The organism is Acinetobacter sp. CAU_H_S139_7, assembly GCF_058599305.1.
In genome coordinates this window covers 2204198-2220364 of sequence record NZ_CM178651.1, presented here as the reverse complement: position 1 = coordinate 2220364, position 16167 = coordinate 2204198, and the positions used below count along the sequence as shown (strand labels likewise).

The following is a 16167-nucleotide window of genomic DNA, read 5'->3' as shown; positions in this document are numbered from 1 at the left end:
ACTATTTGCTGCGATTTTACCCTTGCAAGTCTTGTGGAAAGTGCTATGTTGATGGAAGGAATATCAGGTAAAAATAGGAGCACAACAATGACAACGCAAAAATTTGATGCGACTCCAACGCCAAGCGAAGGGATTAACTTAGATGATATTTCAGACGATAGCGTGAAAAAAGCGTGGCAAGACTACGAAGCAAAAGCTGAGTATAAAAAGTTCAATAAACATGACATGATTGAATCTATGCAATATGCTGAAGAATCTGATGAAAATCCCAAGCCTGAGCAAGTTTAAGTCATAAAAAAGCGTTCATCGAAAGGAGCGCTTTTTTTATTTCAGTTGTAATACCAGCATTATTTTAAAAGTGGTGGTACTGCTTCGTAGTTAATTTCTACGCGACGGTTTTCTTTCCATGCATTTTCGTCATGGCCTGCATTGATTGGCATTTCTTTACCATAACTAACGGCTTCAAGTTGGTTCGGACTCACACCTGTGGTGATTAAGAAACTTTCAACCGCTTTGGCACGACGTTCACCCAATGCCATATTGTATTCACGTGTACCGCGCTCATCGGTATGACCTGTTAACGCCACACGCGAATTTGCATTTGCCATTAAGAACTGCGCATGGGCTTGTAGCGTTTGGTAATCATCATTGCTGAGGTCGCTACTGTCATAGTCAAAATGTACAACGCGTTTTGCTAAAAATGCTTTGTTGGCTTCAGTTACGCCTTTTGCCGATGCACCTGCAAGATTTTGTGCATTTAAAGCAGCATCTTCACTTAGACCTTGAGTATTGACTGTGGTCGAACCATTTGGGTTTTGGCCTGCTTCAATTGTTGCAGCAGGTTTACGGCTCGCACATCCTGTAACGACAAGAGTAGTCGCTAAGATTGGAAGGGCTAAAAGTTTGATCGATTTCATTCTTCATCTCCATGAAAATTGATGATTATTAAATGACTAGTCATTAAAAAGTTATTTGGGTGCCCAAGCAGGTTCACGGACTTCACCTTGTTCACTTGGTAAATTCATACGGAAACGTCCATCCAGTGACATGATCGACAACAAACCACGTGAACCTTCACGCGTTGCATAGACCACCATCTGCCCATTTGGGGAAAAACTTGGTGATTCATCCAAACTGGTTGGCGTTAAAATATTGGTGACACTTGAGTTTAAATCTTGAATAGCGACTTTATAGTTACTGCCGCTTGGACGGTGTACCAGTGCCAGCTTTTTGCCATCGGCACTCAGCGTACCACGTGCATTGAATGCGCCACGGAAGGTCAGACGGTTATAACTGCTATTTGCCAAGTCATAACGGTAAATTTGTGCAGAACCACCACGGTCAGAAGTAAAAATAAATGACTTACCATCTGGTGCATAACGTGCTTCAGTATCAATGGCACTGTCATTGGTCATGCGTTGCAGCTGACGGGTTTCCAAGTTCATTTGGTAAATTTCTGGGTTGCCATGCATAGAAGCGGTGAATAACATACTTTTCCCGTCTGGAGAAAAGCTTGGCGCGCCATTTAGACCCCGGAAGCTAGCAAGCTTTTCACGCGCACCTGTGGAAAGGTCTTGGACATAAATTGCAGGGCGTTTGGTTTCAAACGATACATAAGCGATTTTCTTGGCGTCTGGTGTCCAAGCAGGCGATAAAATGGGATCGCGTGACGTTAAAATTGTACGTGGTTGCTCACCATCGGTATCCGCGATTTGTAGTGTATAGCGTTGCTCTGGTGTCGCTGGATTACGAAGCACATAAGCAATACGACCACTAAAGTCCCCAGGAATACCAGTTAATGCTTGATAAATGGCATCACTAATCATGTGTGCAGCAGAACGAACGCGTGATGCTGGAACAGTTAATATTTCATTTAAAAGATATTGTTGTTTTTGAACATCATACAGTTGGTAATGAACTTCGTAACTGCCATTTTCAGTGGTTTTTACTGTTCCTGTAACGACATACGGAACACCTGTTGCTTGCCAGTTGGCTGCGTTCGGATTATTCATGCTAGCCGTTGCGGGTAAATTTTTTGAAGCGCTGCTAAATTTCCCTGAGCGGTTTAAATCCGTTTCAATAATAGGATAGAGACTGCTGTCATTGCTAAAAGGTACGATTGCAATTTTAGGCGCTTCTTCAGGTGCTTTTGCAATTTCTAAATGAAGTTGAGCATGTGCTTGAGTCACTAAGACTGGGCTGAAAGCAGTTAAAATGGCTAGGCTAAGAAGGTGTTTACGCGTCATTTCCATCATTCGTTATTTACTCAAACAAACGGCTTTTATTGTGGGTTTAATTGTTCTACATAATGGCATGATTTTCTAATATTAAAAGCATGAAATTATGACTGATCTGTTATAACACTGTGAAAAATGAGTAAGAATTAAGTAGTTTAAGCGTAAATAGAAAACTTGTAGGTAGGTCTATGTGATAAGGGGCAGAGGGGGCTCGCTTGTATCGACTGAAATTAAAGACTTCACATCGATTACTATTGAACATGGATACAGATTAAACGTATTTAAAATAAGTTATTTGAGTATATAAAAGTACTGAGCTTTAGGCTAAAAAAATCCCCCTGATTGTTCAGAGGGATTTGGGTTATTTTGCAGTAAAGGATGAGGTAAAGCTTTGTGCTTGCCGGCGCGCTTCTGGATCTGAAGGCATTGGATAGGGTGCCGCAGAACGAACAGCTGCTTCAACGCTAGCTTTCATGTCAGGGTCACTGGAACTCACGATCACAGAGCGTACCGCGCCACTATCCGAAAGCGTGACACGTGCAGTCGCGGTTTTACCCGTTGAACCTGCTGGGGTATCCCAAGCACGTTTAATTTTGCTTTCAAAGTCGCGCTTAGCTGTTGAAGCAATTTGCTTTGCTTCAGCTTTTTTTTGCGCAGCTTCTTCAGCAGCTTGTTTTGCAGATGAAGCACGTGCTTCTTCAGCCGCACGCTCTTTTGCTTCGGCATCTGCTTTACGTTTTGCATCAGCGGCAGCCTTGGCTTTTTCTGCATCTGCTTTGGCTTTTACATCAGCATTTGCCTTAGCTTTATCCGCATCGGCCTTACGTTTTGCATCAGCGTCTGCTTTGGTCTTCGCTGCATCTGCTTTAGCTTTTGCATCGGCATTTGCCTTGGCTTTCGCATCAGCGGCGGCTTTCGCTTTGTCCGTATCGGCTTTACGTTTTGCATCAGCAGCAGCCTTGGCTTTATCTGCATCGGCTTTGGCCTTTGCATCAGCCGCAACTTTGGCTTTATTTGCTTCAGCGTCTTGCTTCTGCTTTTTAGCGAGATCTGCTTTCTTTTGTGCTTCAAGCTTCGATTTTTGCACTGCCTCTGCTTTTTTCAATGCTTCTAAGTTTGCTCGGCGTTTGGTGTCTGCTTCAGCTTTCGCCGCTGCATCGGCTTTGGCTTTCTCAGCATTTTTAGCTTGCTCCGCTGCACGGGCAGCAGCACGTTCTTGCTGAGCTTGTAGTTTTTCAGCTTCAGCCTTTGCACGTGCCTGAATCTGCTGCTGTAGTTCAGCTTTACGCGCTGCCGTTTCAGCAGCTTTGGCATCCGCTGCTGCTTTTTGAGCGTCGACCTTTGGCACAACGGGTGTTATAGGTGGCGCGGTTGGGATAACAGGTGCAGGCTCTACAGCGGGCGGAGCAGTTTGTGTGATTTCTTTGGCGACATTTTCATGTGCTGTTTCCGTAAACTCTGTTTCTTCAAGCGTAACAGGCTTTAAGTCCTCAGGTTTGATGAGCACAGTTCTAATTTGCTTCGGTGGTTCTGGTGGTTTACTCATACCAAGATAAAGTAAGCCAACAACAGCAATCACATGGACACCAAAGGTAAATCCAAGCGCGATGGCTTTTTGTTTAAACGGTGGCTTTTTAAAATCTTTCATAAATTACTTTAATGGCTCTGTGAGTAATCCAACTTGGCTGAGACCCGCTTCTTGTAGACTGTTCATGAGCGACATGACTTCGCCATAAGAGCGTGACTGTTCACCTTCCACAACAACGGTTAAAGTTTTATTGTCAGCCTGAGCTTGTTGCTGTGCTTCACTTAAAATAGACGTCAATTCAGATAAAGCCAAAGGTTCAGCTGAACGGTGTGTTTTATATTTAAGGAAATAGCGACCTTCTTTATCTAAGCTGACCATTGCAGGTGCATCTTTTGATTCAATAGGGTTGCCATTGGCCTGAGGAAGATCGACATTGATGCCGCTGGTAATCATGGGTGCGGTGACCATAAAAATCACTAATAATACGAGCATGACGTCAATATATGGGACGACGTTCATCTCACTTTTTAGTGGTTTTTTAATGCGCTCGAAGCGTCCTGAACGTTGAATTGCCATTAGTCATGTTCCTTAGTTTCACCCAAAGACTGACGTTGTAATAACGCAACCATTTCTTCTGCAAATAAAGCACGATCGGAGTAAACCGTTTCGCCTTTTCCTGTGTAATGGTTAAATGCCAATACTGCAGGAATCGCTGCAAATAAACCAATCGCTGTAGCAATGAGGGCTTCAGCAATACCGGGTGCAACCGTTGCAAGGGTGACTTGATCTACGTCTGCTAAACCGATGAATGCATTCATGATGCCCCAAACGGTACCAAATAAGCCAACATACGGGGCCACAGAACCAATGCTGGCCAAAGCACCTAAGCCTTGTTCAAGTTGGCTTTGGTCACGACTTAGACCGACGCGTAAAATACGTTCTGTGCCTTCAATGGTTTGTGCTGGAGCAGCATTGCGTTTTTTTAGTTTTAAAAACTCGCCTAAACCTTGATAAAAAATATCCTCAAGGCCGACACGTTTGGAATTAAGTTGCGCATTGTTATATAGCGTATTCAGTTCAGCACCCGACCAAAAGATTTTTTGAAAATGGTCATCGTCTGCCTGTGCTTTTTTATAACTCATGTGTAACTTGGCAATCAGATACCAGCTAAACAGCGAGGCCAAAAGTAAAGCCAGCATTACCAGTTGTACGACTGGGCTTGCTTGTAATATTAGATCTGAAACTTGAAGAGATGATTCGAGTTGAGTTGCCATAGTTACTACATGTGCCAATAATTTTTTTAGTCTTGTCCTAATTCTTTTAGAATCAGTTCGCGGATTTCATCGGGAAGTCGACGTGGTTTCATTTCTGAACTGATACATGCCAATTCGACCTCACCAGATGCAAGCATGATTTCACCACGATAAATATTTTGTTGCAACACAAATGACGTAGCCTTACACGAAACAACACTTGCTGTAACAGTAATTAAATCATCCATTAAAATTGGACGTGAATATTTCACATTAATTTTGTGTACAACGAAGTTATAGTCTTTTTGATGCCAGTAATGATCTACACCAGAAGCACGTAACCACTCGGTACGGGTACGCTCCATAAAGCGAATATGATTGGCGTGGTAAACAATGCCACCTGCATCAGTATCTTCAATATAGACACGAATGTTGAATTCAAATTTATTCGCCATGAGAGTATTCCGTTTTTCCAGTTTTACGAGTCGATTTAGATTGAGTTGGCGCTTTTATATTTAAGGACAGGGTCTTAAAATTGGTGCACGTCAAAGTACTAATGCGTCGCAGTTTAGCATTATGAGATTTCACTCCAATGGCACAAGATGTCAAATATTGTGATTCATGACTGTTGGGGGAGTTGAGCGCAGTATGGCTATAAAAATATAAGGATAGGGGAATGAATGGTTATTTTAAGCTGCTGCTTATTTTGGCTGTGGCATTTGTGTTTAGTCCGCAGAAAATAAGGGAGAGTAACTCTCCCTCTAAAATTATTTATTTGTCTTTCGGTTCCGGCGGTGTCATACCAAACTGCAAATATGCCATATTGGTGGCAATACGGCCACGGGCTGTCCGCATCACATAACCTTGTTGAATCAAATACGGTTCAATCACGTCCTCTAATGTACCTGAGTCTTCAGCCATTGCAGCTGCCAAAGCTTCTACACCACCAGGGCCGCCATCAAAACGTTCAAGTAACATACTCAAATAACGACGGTCTAAAGTGTCTAAACCATCTTTATCGACATTGAGCATATCGAGTGCACGCTGAGCCATATCTTGTGTCACTTCACCAGTACCTTTGACTTGTGCATAGTCACGAACTCGACGTAGTAAGCGGTTGGCGATACGCGGCGTACCACGTGAACGACGTGCAATTTCTGCTGAACCTTCACGTGTAATAGGTACATCCATCAAATTGGCAGAACGAGTCACAATATGCGTCAAGTCAGCGACGGAATAGAATTCAAGGCGTTGCACGATGCCAAAACGGTCACGTAAAGGAGAGGTGAGGAGTCCAGCACGTGTGGTTGCGGCAACTAAAGTAAAAGGGGGTAAGTCGAGCTTAATTGAACGCGCTGCAGGACCTTCACCAATCATAATGTCGAGTTGGTAGTCTTCCATGGCAGGGTAAAGAATTTCTTCAATCACGGGGGAAAGACGGTGAATTTCGTCGATGAATAGCACATCACCTTCTTCAAGGTTGGTCAGCATGGCTGCCAAATCCCCAGCCCGTTCTAGTACGGGGCCTGAAGTCGACTTGAGGTTTCCACCCATTTCACGCGCAATAATATTGGCAAGTGTGGTTTTACCTAGTCCCGGTGGACCAAAAATTAAGGTGTGATCGAGTGCTTCACCACGACCACGGGCTGCGCCAATAAAGATTTCCATTTGTTCACGAACTACGGGCTGACCGATGTAGTCATCGAGTGAGGTCGGGCGGATAGCGCGGTCGATATGATCTTCGGGTTTTTCGGAACCACCGATGAGACGGTCTTGCATATAGTTAAATCAATCTCTGGCTGAACTTTCGAGGCACAGCCTCAAATTATGATTTGTGTTTAGGTACCATTGTGTAGGCATTGCCTTACTTTTGAAAGATCAAAAGTAACAAAAATCTTGTGTTGGATTGAGGATATGTCCTTATATCCCAATCCAACATGGCGACATCCATGTCGCCTTCGTGTGTCTATTTGGATTATTTATTCATCGATTTGAGTGCAGCACGGATGATGTCGCTTGCTTCAGTGAAATCACCTTTTGCTGCACTGACCAATTTCTGTGCTTCTAAAGGTTTGTAACCTAAAGATTGTAATGCCGCTTCAGCTTCTGCAACGGCAGAGTTGCCTGTGAACTGGATTTGTTCTACGGTTGAGTTGCTTGGCGCTGCGCCTGAAGACATCGCTTTAAAGCGATCACGTAGTTCAATCATGAGGCGTTCAGCAGTTTTTTTACCCACACCAGGTACTTTGACCAGTGTGTTGATATCTTCATGCTCAACAGTATGAATCAGCATATCGACACTAAGCGTGGATAAGATACCTAAAGCCATTTTAGGGCCGACACCGTTGACCTTTAATAGGGTGCGGAAAATGATTTTTTCTTGTTGATGCAAAAAGCCATAAAGCAGTTGAGCATCCTCACGCACGGCAAGGTGCGTCCATAAGATAATCTTCTGGCCTTTTTGTAGTTGGCAGAAGGTTGTCAGTGGTGTATCAATTTCATAACCGACACCATTCACATTTAAAAGTACGGTGGGTGCTTCTAGTGCGAAGACTTCACCAATAAGACATCCGATCATGTTGTGTGATTCACTTTTTTATCAATGGTTGCATAGTAGTGAGCATTGCGCAGAAAGGCAAAAGGCTCACGGAAAATTGAGTTCGGATTGATGGCTTTATCATCAAACTGGATGTTGATGACTTATTTAAATCAATCCTGCCTTATTGCCTTGTAACTCTTGAGACAAGTTATACGCTTGGTGGTCTGAAAATTTAGAAATAATATCTAAGACCTGCATAATGTTTTCATAATGGTTACTGCCAAAGTGCGCACCAGAACGACATAAAATCGCCATTAGGCGTTGTTCTTTAAAGCTCAATGTTTTATGCGGTGTAGTGAGCGGAATAAAGGCATCTAAAATATTTTGCAAACTTTGATGGGCAATAATTTCCAAACCTGCTTTTTGTGGGTGTTCAAATATTTTATCGCGGGCTAAATCCTTTGCACGGTTAATGCCTAACTCAATATCAGCAGCGCAGTATTGCAGTAAGCTGCCAGCTAGTTGTCCATTTAAAATTTCAAAATGATGCTTAGCAAAAGCCGATGTGACCTCTTCAACCAAACGTTTCATTACTCGTCCACGCAGGGCCGCAATTTTTTGCTGCCAAGTGGTATCTGGCATCGACAGTTCAGTTGGTGCGCTATATTCACCAAGCAAGCTTAAAAAAATCGGTTCAACTTCTTCATAAGACAACATGTTTAAAATAATGCCATCTTCAAGATCAATCAGGGCGTAGCAAATATCATCTGCTGCTTCAAGTAAATAAGTCAGTGGATGACGACAATAATGATATTCACCCAGTTGAATCAGTCCAAGTTGCTCTGCAATTTGTTGCAGGATTTCTTTTTCTGCCTGATAGCAGCCAAATTTGGCACGTTTGCTGGCAGGGGTATTGCCTTGTGATTCGATGGTTTTAGACAACCATGGATATTTTAAATAAGCCCCAAGTGTTGCATAGGTCAGACGCATGCCTCCATCATTAGGGTGATAGTCAATTTTAGTCAGTAAGCGTAGACCTTGGGCATTACCTTCAAACTGACGCACATCGGCTTGTTCTTCTGCGGAAAGTTTCTCTAAAAAGTTGCCATGTGATGCATCGTCGAACCATTCACGAATGGCATATTCACCCGCATGACCAAACGGTGGGTTCCCAATATCATGTGCTAAACAAGCCGCTTGAATAATGGCTCCAACATCGGCAGGGGAAATCCAAATTGGCAGTTCATCTTTGATTTTTTCCGCTGCGAGCATGCCAAGAGAGCGTCCAATGCAGGAGACTTCGAGCGAATGAGTTAAACGGGTGTGAATGCCATCGTGTTGAGTCAGTGGATGGACTTGGGTTTTTCGGTTCAGTTGGCGAAAACTTTGGGAAAAAATAATTCGATCATAATCTTTGTGAAATGGGCTACGTGCCAATTCGGTATTTTGTTTTTTACTTCCAATACGAACTGTTGAGAGCAGTTCCAACCAACGCATTTGCATCATTTATCGTTATTCAGTGAGTTATTGGCTTCATCATGCCAAAAAAGTGTGACGAGCTCTAGAGGGCTGCGACATAAGTTGTCTTTTAATTTATGCAGTATTAAGTTCTCAGAAATAGAACATCTTAAAGCAGTCATGTTTGTTCTCAAGGAGGCTATCGACTTCGTTATTTGCAGCTTAAATATCAATTGAAAATGGTTTTTAGAACTGAATCAAAGCCTAAAAGTCGGGCATCTTTGAAATTTATCCCTTAAAACATTTGTTACTAATCATGTTTGATTTTTAAAGTCAAAGTAAATTGATCTTTTAAAACAAAGAAATCTCACTTTTTTAAGTCGTAGACGACTAGCTGATTTTGGCAATACACAGTAGAATATGCGCTCTCTTCAAGTCACATTGAGGTAGGTTGTCTAGACCTGCCCGTGGAGCCAAAAACAGCATGTTTATCGTTGCCGGTGCACCTGCACACTCTTCTTTTAAGCAAACACAACTTTTAACACGTCTATCGTCTATCAGTTCTGTTCAATCAATAGAAAGCCAATGGGTTTACCTTTTCGACCAAGCGCTCGACGAGCAACAACAGCAATCTGCTTTGCAGCTATTAAATGATGGCGCAACCTTCCAAGTTCGCGAAGCGACAAGTGATGAAGTTCAAGTCCTTGTGACGCCACGTGTAGGCACAATTTCGCCGTGGTCATCAAAGGCAACGGATATTTTTGCCAACTGTAATACCCCGATACACCGCTTAGAACGCGGTGTTTTGTTTACTTTAAAGGGTATTTCTGAAGTATCGGATGCAGTAAAACAAGTTTTACATGACCGTATGACTGAAAGTGTGTTCAATCAAATAGAAGACGCTACTGCATTGTTCTCTGAAACTGCACCAAAGCCTTTAAATGCAATTGACATATTAGGTCAGGGTAAAGACGCTTTAGTGAAGGCGAACTCTGAGTTTGGTTTTGCACTCTCTGATGAAGAAATTGACTATTTAGTTGCTGCTTTTAACAAGCTTGGTCGTAACCCACACGACATCGAACTGATGATGTTTGCTCAGGCAAACTCAGAACACTGTCGTCATAAAATCTTTGGTTCTGAATGGACAATTGATGGTAAAAAACAGCCATTGTCATTGTTCCAAATGATTAAAAACACTTATAAAGAATCACCGACAGATGTATTGTCAGCATATAAAGACAATGCTTCGGTGATCGTTGGTTTTGATACTCAGCGTTTCTATCCAAAGAAAGATGAAGCGACTGGTCACCACGTTTATAAATACAAGAGCCAAGCCGCTCACATCCTGATGAAAGTGGAAACGCATAACCACCCAACAGCGATTGCACCATTTGCTGGTGCTGCGACTGGTTCGGGCGGTGAAATTCGTGATGAAGGCGCAACAGGCCGCGGCGGTAAGCCAAAAGCAGGTTTAACAGGTTTTACTGTTTCTAACTTGAATATTCCGGGCTTTGAACAGCCTTGGGAAGAAAACTACGGCAAGCCGTCACGTATGGCATCTCCGCTGCAAATTATGATTGAAGGCCCATTGGGCGGTGCTGCGTTTAACAACGAATTCGGTCGTCCTGCTTTAAATGGTTACTTCCGTACATTTGAACAAAATGTAAATGGCGACGTAAAAGGCTTCCATAAGCCAATTATGATTGCCGGCGGTTACGGTAACATCCGTCCTGACCACGTTGAAAAAGATGCAATCCAACCAGGCGATCTTTTAATTGTACTTGGCGGTCCTGCAATGCTGATCGGTCTAGGCGGTGGTGCTGCGTCTTCTGTAGACAGCGGTAAGTTGGGTGAAAACCTAGATTTCGCTTCTGTACAGCGTGAAAACCCTGAAATGGAACGCCGCTGCCAAGAAGTCATCGATGCCTGCTGGCGCATGGAAGACTTCAACCCAATCGTGTCTGTGCATGACGTGGGTGCAGGTGGTATTTCAAATGCAATGCCTGAGTTGGTGAATGACCACGAACTGGGTGCGATTCTTGATTTACGTAAGATTCCATCACTTGAGCCGGGCATGTCTCCAATGGAGATCTGGTCAAACGAAGCGCAAGAGCGTTATGTGTTGGCGATTCGTCCAAGTTCTTTAGAATTATTTGAATCATTATGTGCACGCGAACGTTGTCCGTTTGCCGTTTTAGGCGAAGCAACTGAAGCGCGTCAATTGACGGTGAACGATCCATTGTTTGATAACAAAGCCGTGGATATGCCAATGCAAGTCATGCTAGGTGGCACACCTCGTATGAGCCGTTCGTATGAAACGATTGAACGTCAAGGCGACGACTTTAATGCATCTAAAGTTACAGATTTGAAAGATGCGATTTACCGTGTACTTAAAAACCCAACGGTTGCATCGAAATCATTCTTGATCACCATTGGTGACCGTTCAATTACAGGTATGGTTGCACGTGATCAGTTTGTAGGTCGTTGGCAGGTTCCTGTTGCAGATGCAGCAGTAACCACAACAAGCTTACAAGGCTATACAGGTGAAGCCATGGCGATGGGTGAACGTCCACCTGTTGCCTTGTTAAATCCTGCGGCATCTGCACGTTTATCGGTTGCAGAGTCGATTTCAAATATTATGTCTGCAAAAATCGACCAGATCAGTGACATTAAATTGTCTGCAAACTGGATGGCGGCTGCAGGGCAGAAAGGTGAAGACCAAGCTTTATTCGAAGGTGTAAAAGCCATCGGTATGGAAATGTGTCCAGCTTTGGGTATTGCAATTCCAGTGGGTAAAGACTCATTGTCAATGCGTACGACTTGGAATGATGAAGGCGAAGACAAATCGGTGACTTCACCGATGTCAGGTGTAATCACAGCTTTTGCTCCTGTGACTGATGTACGTAAAACCTTAACGCCTGAATTGAAAAATGAAGAATCAGTACTTGTGCGTATTGATCTTTCTAAAGGTCAGTTCCGCCTAGGCGGTTCGATCCTTGCTCAGGTCTATAAAGCGATTGGTTCAGTGACACCTGATGTGGATAGCTTTGACGACTTCAAAGCTTTCTTTGCATTGGTTCAAGACTGGAATAACCGCGGCTTAATTAAGGCTTACCACGACATCGGTGATGGTGGTTTGCTTGCAACTGTTGCGGAAATGATGTTTGCAGCACGTCTCGGTGTGGCTTTAGAAGATCAATCAACTGAAAGTTTATTTGCAGAAGAAATTGGTGCAGTGCTTCAAATCAGCGCGTCTAATTGGGCAACACTTGCAGAAGAAGTTGCGGCATCTACATTACGCGATGCAATTGCGGTTATTGGTACTGTAAATAATACAGATCAATTGACTGTAAATGGCTTAGTGCTTGAACGTGCAGACTTGCAAGTGGCTTGGACTGAAGTATCGCATCAGATCCAACGTCTACGTGACAACGTAGAAACAGCGGATCAAGAATTTGCATTGATCACGGATAAATCACATGCAGGTATTATTGCAAAACCTACATTTGATTTGAATGAGCCAATCGAAGCGCCGTACATCAATGAACGTCGTCCAAACATGGTGATCTTACGTGAACAAGGCGTAAATGGTCATGTTGAAATGGCTGCGGCATTCGATAAAGTGGGTTTCAACACTGTAGACGTGCACATGAGCGACTTGCTTGCAGGTCGTATCAGCCTAGATGACTTTGAAGGTCTTGTGGCATGTGGTGGTTTCTCTTACGGTGACGTCATGGGTGCTGGTGGTGGCTGGGCGAAATCAGTTTTGTTCAACCCAAAACTTCGTGACCAATTTGAAAAATTCTTCAACCGTGACGAAACGTTCTCTCTTGGTATTTGCAACGGCTGTCAAATGTTGTCGCAATTAGCTCCACTGATTCCGGGTGCTGAAGCTTGGCCGCGATTCCATCGCAACACTTCTGAGATGTTTGAAGCGCGTGCGGTAAACGTTCGTGTTGAAAAATCGAACTCTGTATTGTTAGAAGGTATGGAAGGTTCAATCCTGCCTATCGCGGTTGCACATGGTGAAGGCCGTGTAGTGACAAGCGCGGATAACTTGGCTGCATTAAATGCAGGTAATCAAGTGATCTTACGTTATGTTGATAGCCAAGGGAATCCAACTCAACACTATCCAATGAATCCGAATGGTTCTCCAGAAGCGATTTCAGGTGTTACATCGAAAGATGGTCGTGCAACGATTATGATGCCACACCCTGAGCGTAACTTCCGTGCTGTACAGCATTCTTGGAAGCCTGAAGAGTGGACTGAAGACGGTGCATGGTTACGTATGTTCCGTAATGCACGTAAGTTTATTGGTTAATCTGAAGTCAGTGTTTTGAAAGCCACCTTCGGGTGGCTTTTTTATTGAATTGTCTTTTTGTTTTTTTAATTTTTATTTCTCCCATTGAAGTTGGTTTAGATTTTGCTTTTATATTTATGTGAAAGTGATATTGTGTAATAAATGCACAAATATCATGCACAATAGAAGAAAGATAGATTACTAAACAAGTTCAGTATCAACACTCATGTATGAGGTGATGACATGATTAAAACAGTTACATACGAAGCAGTGGATAAGTCTGCATTGCGTAAAAAAGGATGGAAGTTGTTTGCTGTGATTTTAAGCTTGCAATTGATCTTTTTGATTTTGGGTTATGCATTGCAGATGTGATTTTGAGAATTAAAAAACCGCCGTGAGGCGGTTTTTCTTTATAAGAATTTTATTTTTACTTTTGATTGGGCAAAAGTAACAAAACCCTTTTGTTAGACTGATGGGACGTCCTGTCCCACAGTCTAACGTGCGACATCCATGTCGCAAGTCATGTGATTGAATTTAGTCTTTGAAAATGTTGTGGTAAAAGTAAAGAAATTTCTCTTGAACAGTGTATTGAGATTTCAAGTGTTTTTTGTATTTATCACCCCAATGAGGTGGCTGATTGAAAATAAGAAAACCGAAGCTAAGTAAATCCATATTAGCATTCTGAAGATCAATCGAGTTTGGAGGATAATGAGTTTGTAGTGGATCTGAAAGACGTTGCTGATGTAGTTGGTATGTTTCTTCAACGATATTGGTCAAATGGTTATTTAGTTTGGTAATAATATAAGTATATTTATCAAATTCTTGTTTAGATATTTTCCCATTATATTTTAATAAAGTAGCACGTCCAATCATTCGAGCTTGATGTTCTAAATAGGTTTGATCCAGTATGCCTAGTATTTCTAAACCGAGTTCAGTGTTGTTTTTATCTTTAAAAAAATCTTTAATAAAATCAGGGTTATTAGTTTCTGTTTCTTGAATAAAAGCTAAAAGCTGTTTTTGTTCCTTAAGCGTTCGAAATTGTGTATAAGCCTGAATTGAACTGCTAATAAGCGATGCGAAGGGAATGGACTTAACGGCATCTTCTAAAAAAGTATTAGCAGTTTTAAAGAGTATTTCATCTGCAAGATTTTCAGTTGCGGTGAAAGGGTAATCCTCCCATAAATAACCGAAGTTAAAAGTAGAGGTTAAGCAGCCATTAGAGGTGGCTTTCCTTTGTTAGCTTGATGTGGTCTTTCATGGTTGTAATGCCACAACCAGTTTGTTGCATAATCTTGTACTTCATCCAAAGTATCAAATAAATGCTTGCTCAGCCAACTATAACGTATGGTCCGATTATAGCGTTCAATATACGCATTCTGCTGTGGCTTACCCGGTTGAATATATTCAATACGAATACCGTGCTCAGTAGCCCAGCGCACAAATTCGTGACTGATAAATTCGGGACCATTATCGCATCGGATCACTAACGGTTTTTCTCTCCACTCCAGCAATTGATTCAACGTACGAATAACCCTGATTGTGGGCAATGAGAACCCTGCTTCAATGGCTAGGCCTTCGCGGCGGTAATCATCAATCACATTCAATAATCGAAACTTGCGACCATCGGAAAGCTGATCATGCATAAAATCTAATGACCAAACCTGATTTTCTCGGATTGGTTCTTTCAATGGTTCAGGCGCATGCCGTTTTAGTCTTCTTCTCGGTTTAATACGCAGATTCAGTGCCAACTCACAGTAAATGCGGTAAACCCGCTTGTGATTCCAGCAGCAACTCTCAACATGCCGTAAATACGAGAAGCACAAACCAAAGCCCCAATCGGAATTTTCCTCAGTGAGTTCAATGAGCTGTTCAGCAATGAGTGCATTGTCATCGCTGAGTTTGGCTTGATAGCGGTAGCAGGTTTCACTAATGCCAAATGCTTTACAAGCCAAACGAATACTAATGGCATGCTGGGCAACTGCCTGTTGTGCCATCTTACGCCGGCAAGATGGCTTTACCCTTGCGCAGCAGTGCTGCTCATTGCCATCGCTTCCTGGATGATTTCGGCCTTTAATCGCTCTTCCGCATACATCTTTTTAAGTCTGGTATTTTCGGCTTCTAGCTCTTTCAGTCGAGCCATTAATGATGTATCCATACCACCATATTTGGCACGCCATTTATAAAAGGTAGCATTACTCATGCCGTGTTCACGGCAAAGGGTCGCTACAGGTGTGCCAGATTCTGCCTGTTTCAAGATGGACATGATCTGACTGTCAGTAAATTTAGATGTTTTCATGCAGAATCTCCTGCTCGTATCTTAAGAGAAAATTCTACTTTTAGATCCTATTATTTTTAGGGGGGATTACCAAGCTAAATCTATTTTTGAATTTTTATTAGACATTGTACTAACCACTTCATATTATTATTTTTATATTAATGAAATACAACTTAAATAGAAATGCTCAAACTCATCTACTATGTTCCTGAATCTCACCTTGAATCTACCAAACTTGCGATTTTTGAAGCGGGGGCAGGTGGTATAGGAAACTATGAGCACTGTGCTTGGCAGGTCTTAAATACAGGCCAGTTTAAACCTGTAAAAGATGCAAATCCGTTTATAGGTGAGTTGGATGCTTTGGAGCAAATTCCAGAGTGGCGGGTAGAAACCATTGTTCCAGAGGAGAAAGCTGTCACTGTGGTAAAGGCTTTAAAATTAAGCCATCCCTATGAAGAGCCAGCTTTTGAGTTTATTCAGATGGTCGATGTTCTTCAATGGTGAATCTAAAAATATATTTGAGACACGTTAACGGCATTCGCAACTGTTTGAGGCAGGACTTAATTGATCAGATAAA

14 protein-coding genes and 1 pseudogene are annotated in these 16167 nt (G+C 42.5%); 4 read left to right on the top strand and 11 right to left on the bottom strand.

Annotated features, from left to right (window positions below):
• Window positions 1-87 precede the first annotated feature (87 nt).
• Window positions 88-288, top strand: coding sequence for an NF038105 family protein (locus AC4MC0_RS10915; protein WP_491887036.1), 201 nt, complete (start codon window positions 88-90; stop codon window positions 286-288).
• 59 nt (window positions 289-347) lie between these two features.
• Here AC4MC0_RS10915 and pal read toward each other — a convergent pair whose 3' ends face one another.
• The 9 genes from pal to AC4MC0_RS10870 form a co-directional block, all read right to left on the bottom strand.
• Window positions 348-917, bottom strand: coding sequence for a peptidoglycan-associated lipoprotein Pal (gene pal / locus AC4MC0_RS10910; RefSeq protein WP_125281484.1), 570 nt, complete (start codon window positions 915-917; stop codon window positions 348-350).
• A 51-nt stretch (window positions 918-968) separates the two neighbouring features.
• The gene (tolB, locus tag AC4MC0_RS10905; protein ID WP_171253444.1) at window positions 969-2252 is read right to left on the bottom strand and encodes a Tol-Pal system beta propeller repeat protein TolB; all 1284 of its coding nucleotides are present in this window, start codon (window positions 2250-2252) and stop codon (window positions 969-971) included.
• 346 nt (window positions 2253-2598) lie between these two features.
• Window positions 2599-3885, bottom strand: coding sequence for a cell envelope integrity protein TolA (gene tolA / locus AC4MC0_RS10900; RefSeq protein WP_335999967.1), 1287 nt, complete (start codon window positions 3883-3885; stop codon window positions 2599-2601).
• A 3-nt stretch (window positions 3886-3888) separates the two neighbouring features.
• A complete protein-coding gene (gene tolR / locus AC4MC0_RS10895; RefSeq protein ID WP_159127757.1) occupies window positions 3889-4341 on the bottom strand; it encodes a protein TolR in 453 nt (150 codons plus the stop codon).
• The gene (tolQ, locus tag AC4MC0_RS10890) at window positions 4341-5039 is read right to left on the bottom strand and encodes a protein TolQ (RefSeq protein WP_004693871.1); all 699 of its coding nucleotides are present in this window, start codon (window positions 5037-5039) and stop codon (window positions 4341-4343) included. Before tolQ ends, tolR begins: the two co-directional genes overlap by 1 nt.
• A 26-nt stretch (window positions 5040-5065) precedes the next feature.
• Window positions 5066-5473, bottom strand: a complete 408-nt coding sequence (gene ybgC / locus AC4MC0_RS10885; protein ID WP_004693869.1) for a tol-pal system-associated acyl-CoA thioesterase — start codon at window positions 5471-5473, stop codon at window positions 5066-5068.
• A gap of 316 nt (window positions 5474-5789) precedes the next feature.
• On the bottom strand, window positions 5790-6797 hold the full coding sequence (gene ruvB, locus AC4MC0_RS10880; protein WP_205666839.1) for a Holliday junction branch migration DNA helicase RuvB: 1008 nt from the start codon (window positions 6795-6797) through the stop codon (window positions 5790-5792).
• Window positions 6798-6993: 196 nt separating this feature from the next.
• The gene (gene ruvA, locus AC4MC0_RS10875; RefSeq protein WP_491887035.1) at window positions 6994-7596 is read right to left on the bottom strand and encodes a Holliday junction branch migration protein RuvA; all 603 of its coding nucleotides are present in this window, start codon (window positions 7594-7596) and stop codon (window positions 6994-6996) included.
• A gap of 126 nt (window positions 7597-7722) precedes the next feature.
• Complete coding sequence (locus AC4MC0_RS10870; protein ID WP_078389699.1) at window positions 7723-9063, bottom strand: deoxyguanosinetriphosphate triphosphohydrolase; 1341 nt, start codon at window positions 9061-9063, stop codon at window positions 7723-7725.
• 436 nt (window positions 9064-9499) lie between these two features.
• Between AC4MC0_RS10870 and purL the strand changes: the two genes are divergently transcribed.
• Together purL and AC4MC0_RS10860 are read left to right on the top strand one after the other, a co-directional pair.
• On the top strand, window positions 9500-13336 hold the full coding sequence (gene purL, locus AC4MC0_RS10865) for a phosphoribosylformylglycinamidine synthase (RefSeq protein ID WP_491887034.1): 3837 nt from the start codon (window positions 9500-9502) through the stop codon (window positions 13334-13336).
• 222 nt (window positions 13337-13558) lie between these two features.
• Window positions 13559-13687, top strand: coding sequence for a KGW motif small protein (locus tag AC4MC0_RS10860; RefSeq protein WP_004693854.1), 129 nt, complete (start codon window positions 13559-13561; stop codon window positions 13685-13687).
• Between the two features lie 162 nt (window positions 13688-13849).
• Here the strand turns inward: AC4MC0_RS10860 and AC4MC0_RS10855 are convergent, their stop codons facing one another.
• Both AC4MC0_RS10855 and AC4MC0_RS10850 read right to left on the bottom strand, forming a co-directional pair.
• Window positions 13850-14188, bottom strand: a complete 339-nt coding sequence (locus AC4MC0_RS10855; RefSeq protein ID WP_490737972.1) for a hypothetical protein — start codon at window positions 14186-14188, stop codon at window positions 13850-13852.
• Between the two features lie 332 nt (window positions 14189-14520).
• Window positions 14521-15611: pseudogene (locus tag AC4MC0_RS10850) on the bottom strand (IS3 family transposase).
• 162 nt (window positions 15612-15773) lie between these two features.
• Here AC4MC0_RS10850 and AC4MC0_RS10845 point away from each other — a divergent pair.
• Complete coding sequence (locus tag AC4MC0_RS10845; protein WP_490737971.1) at window positions 15774-16094, top strand: NGG1p interacting factor NIF3; 321 nt, start codon at window positions 15774-15776, stop codon at window positions 16092-16094.
• Window positions 16095-16167: the final 73 nt, after the last annotated feature.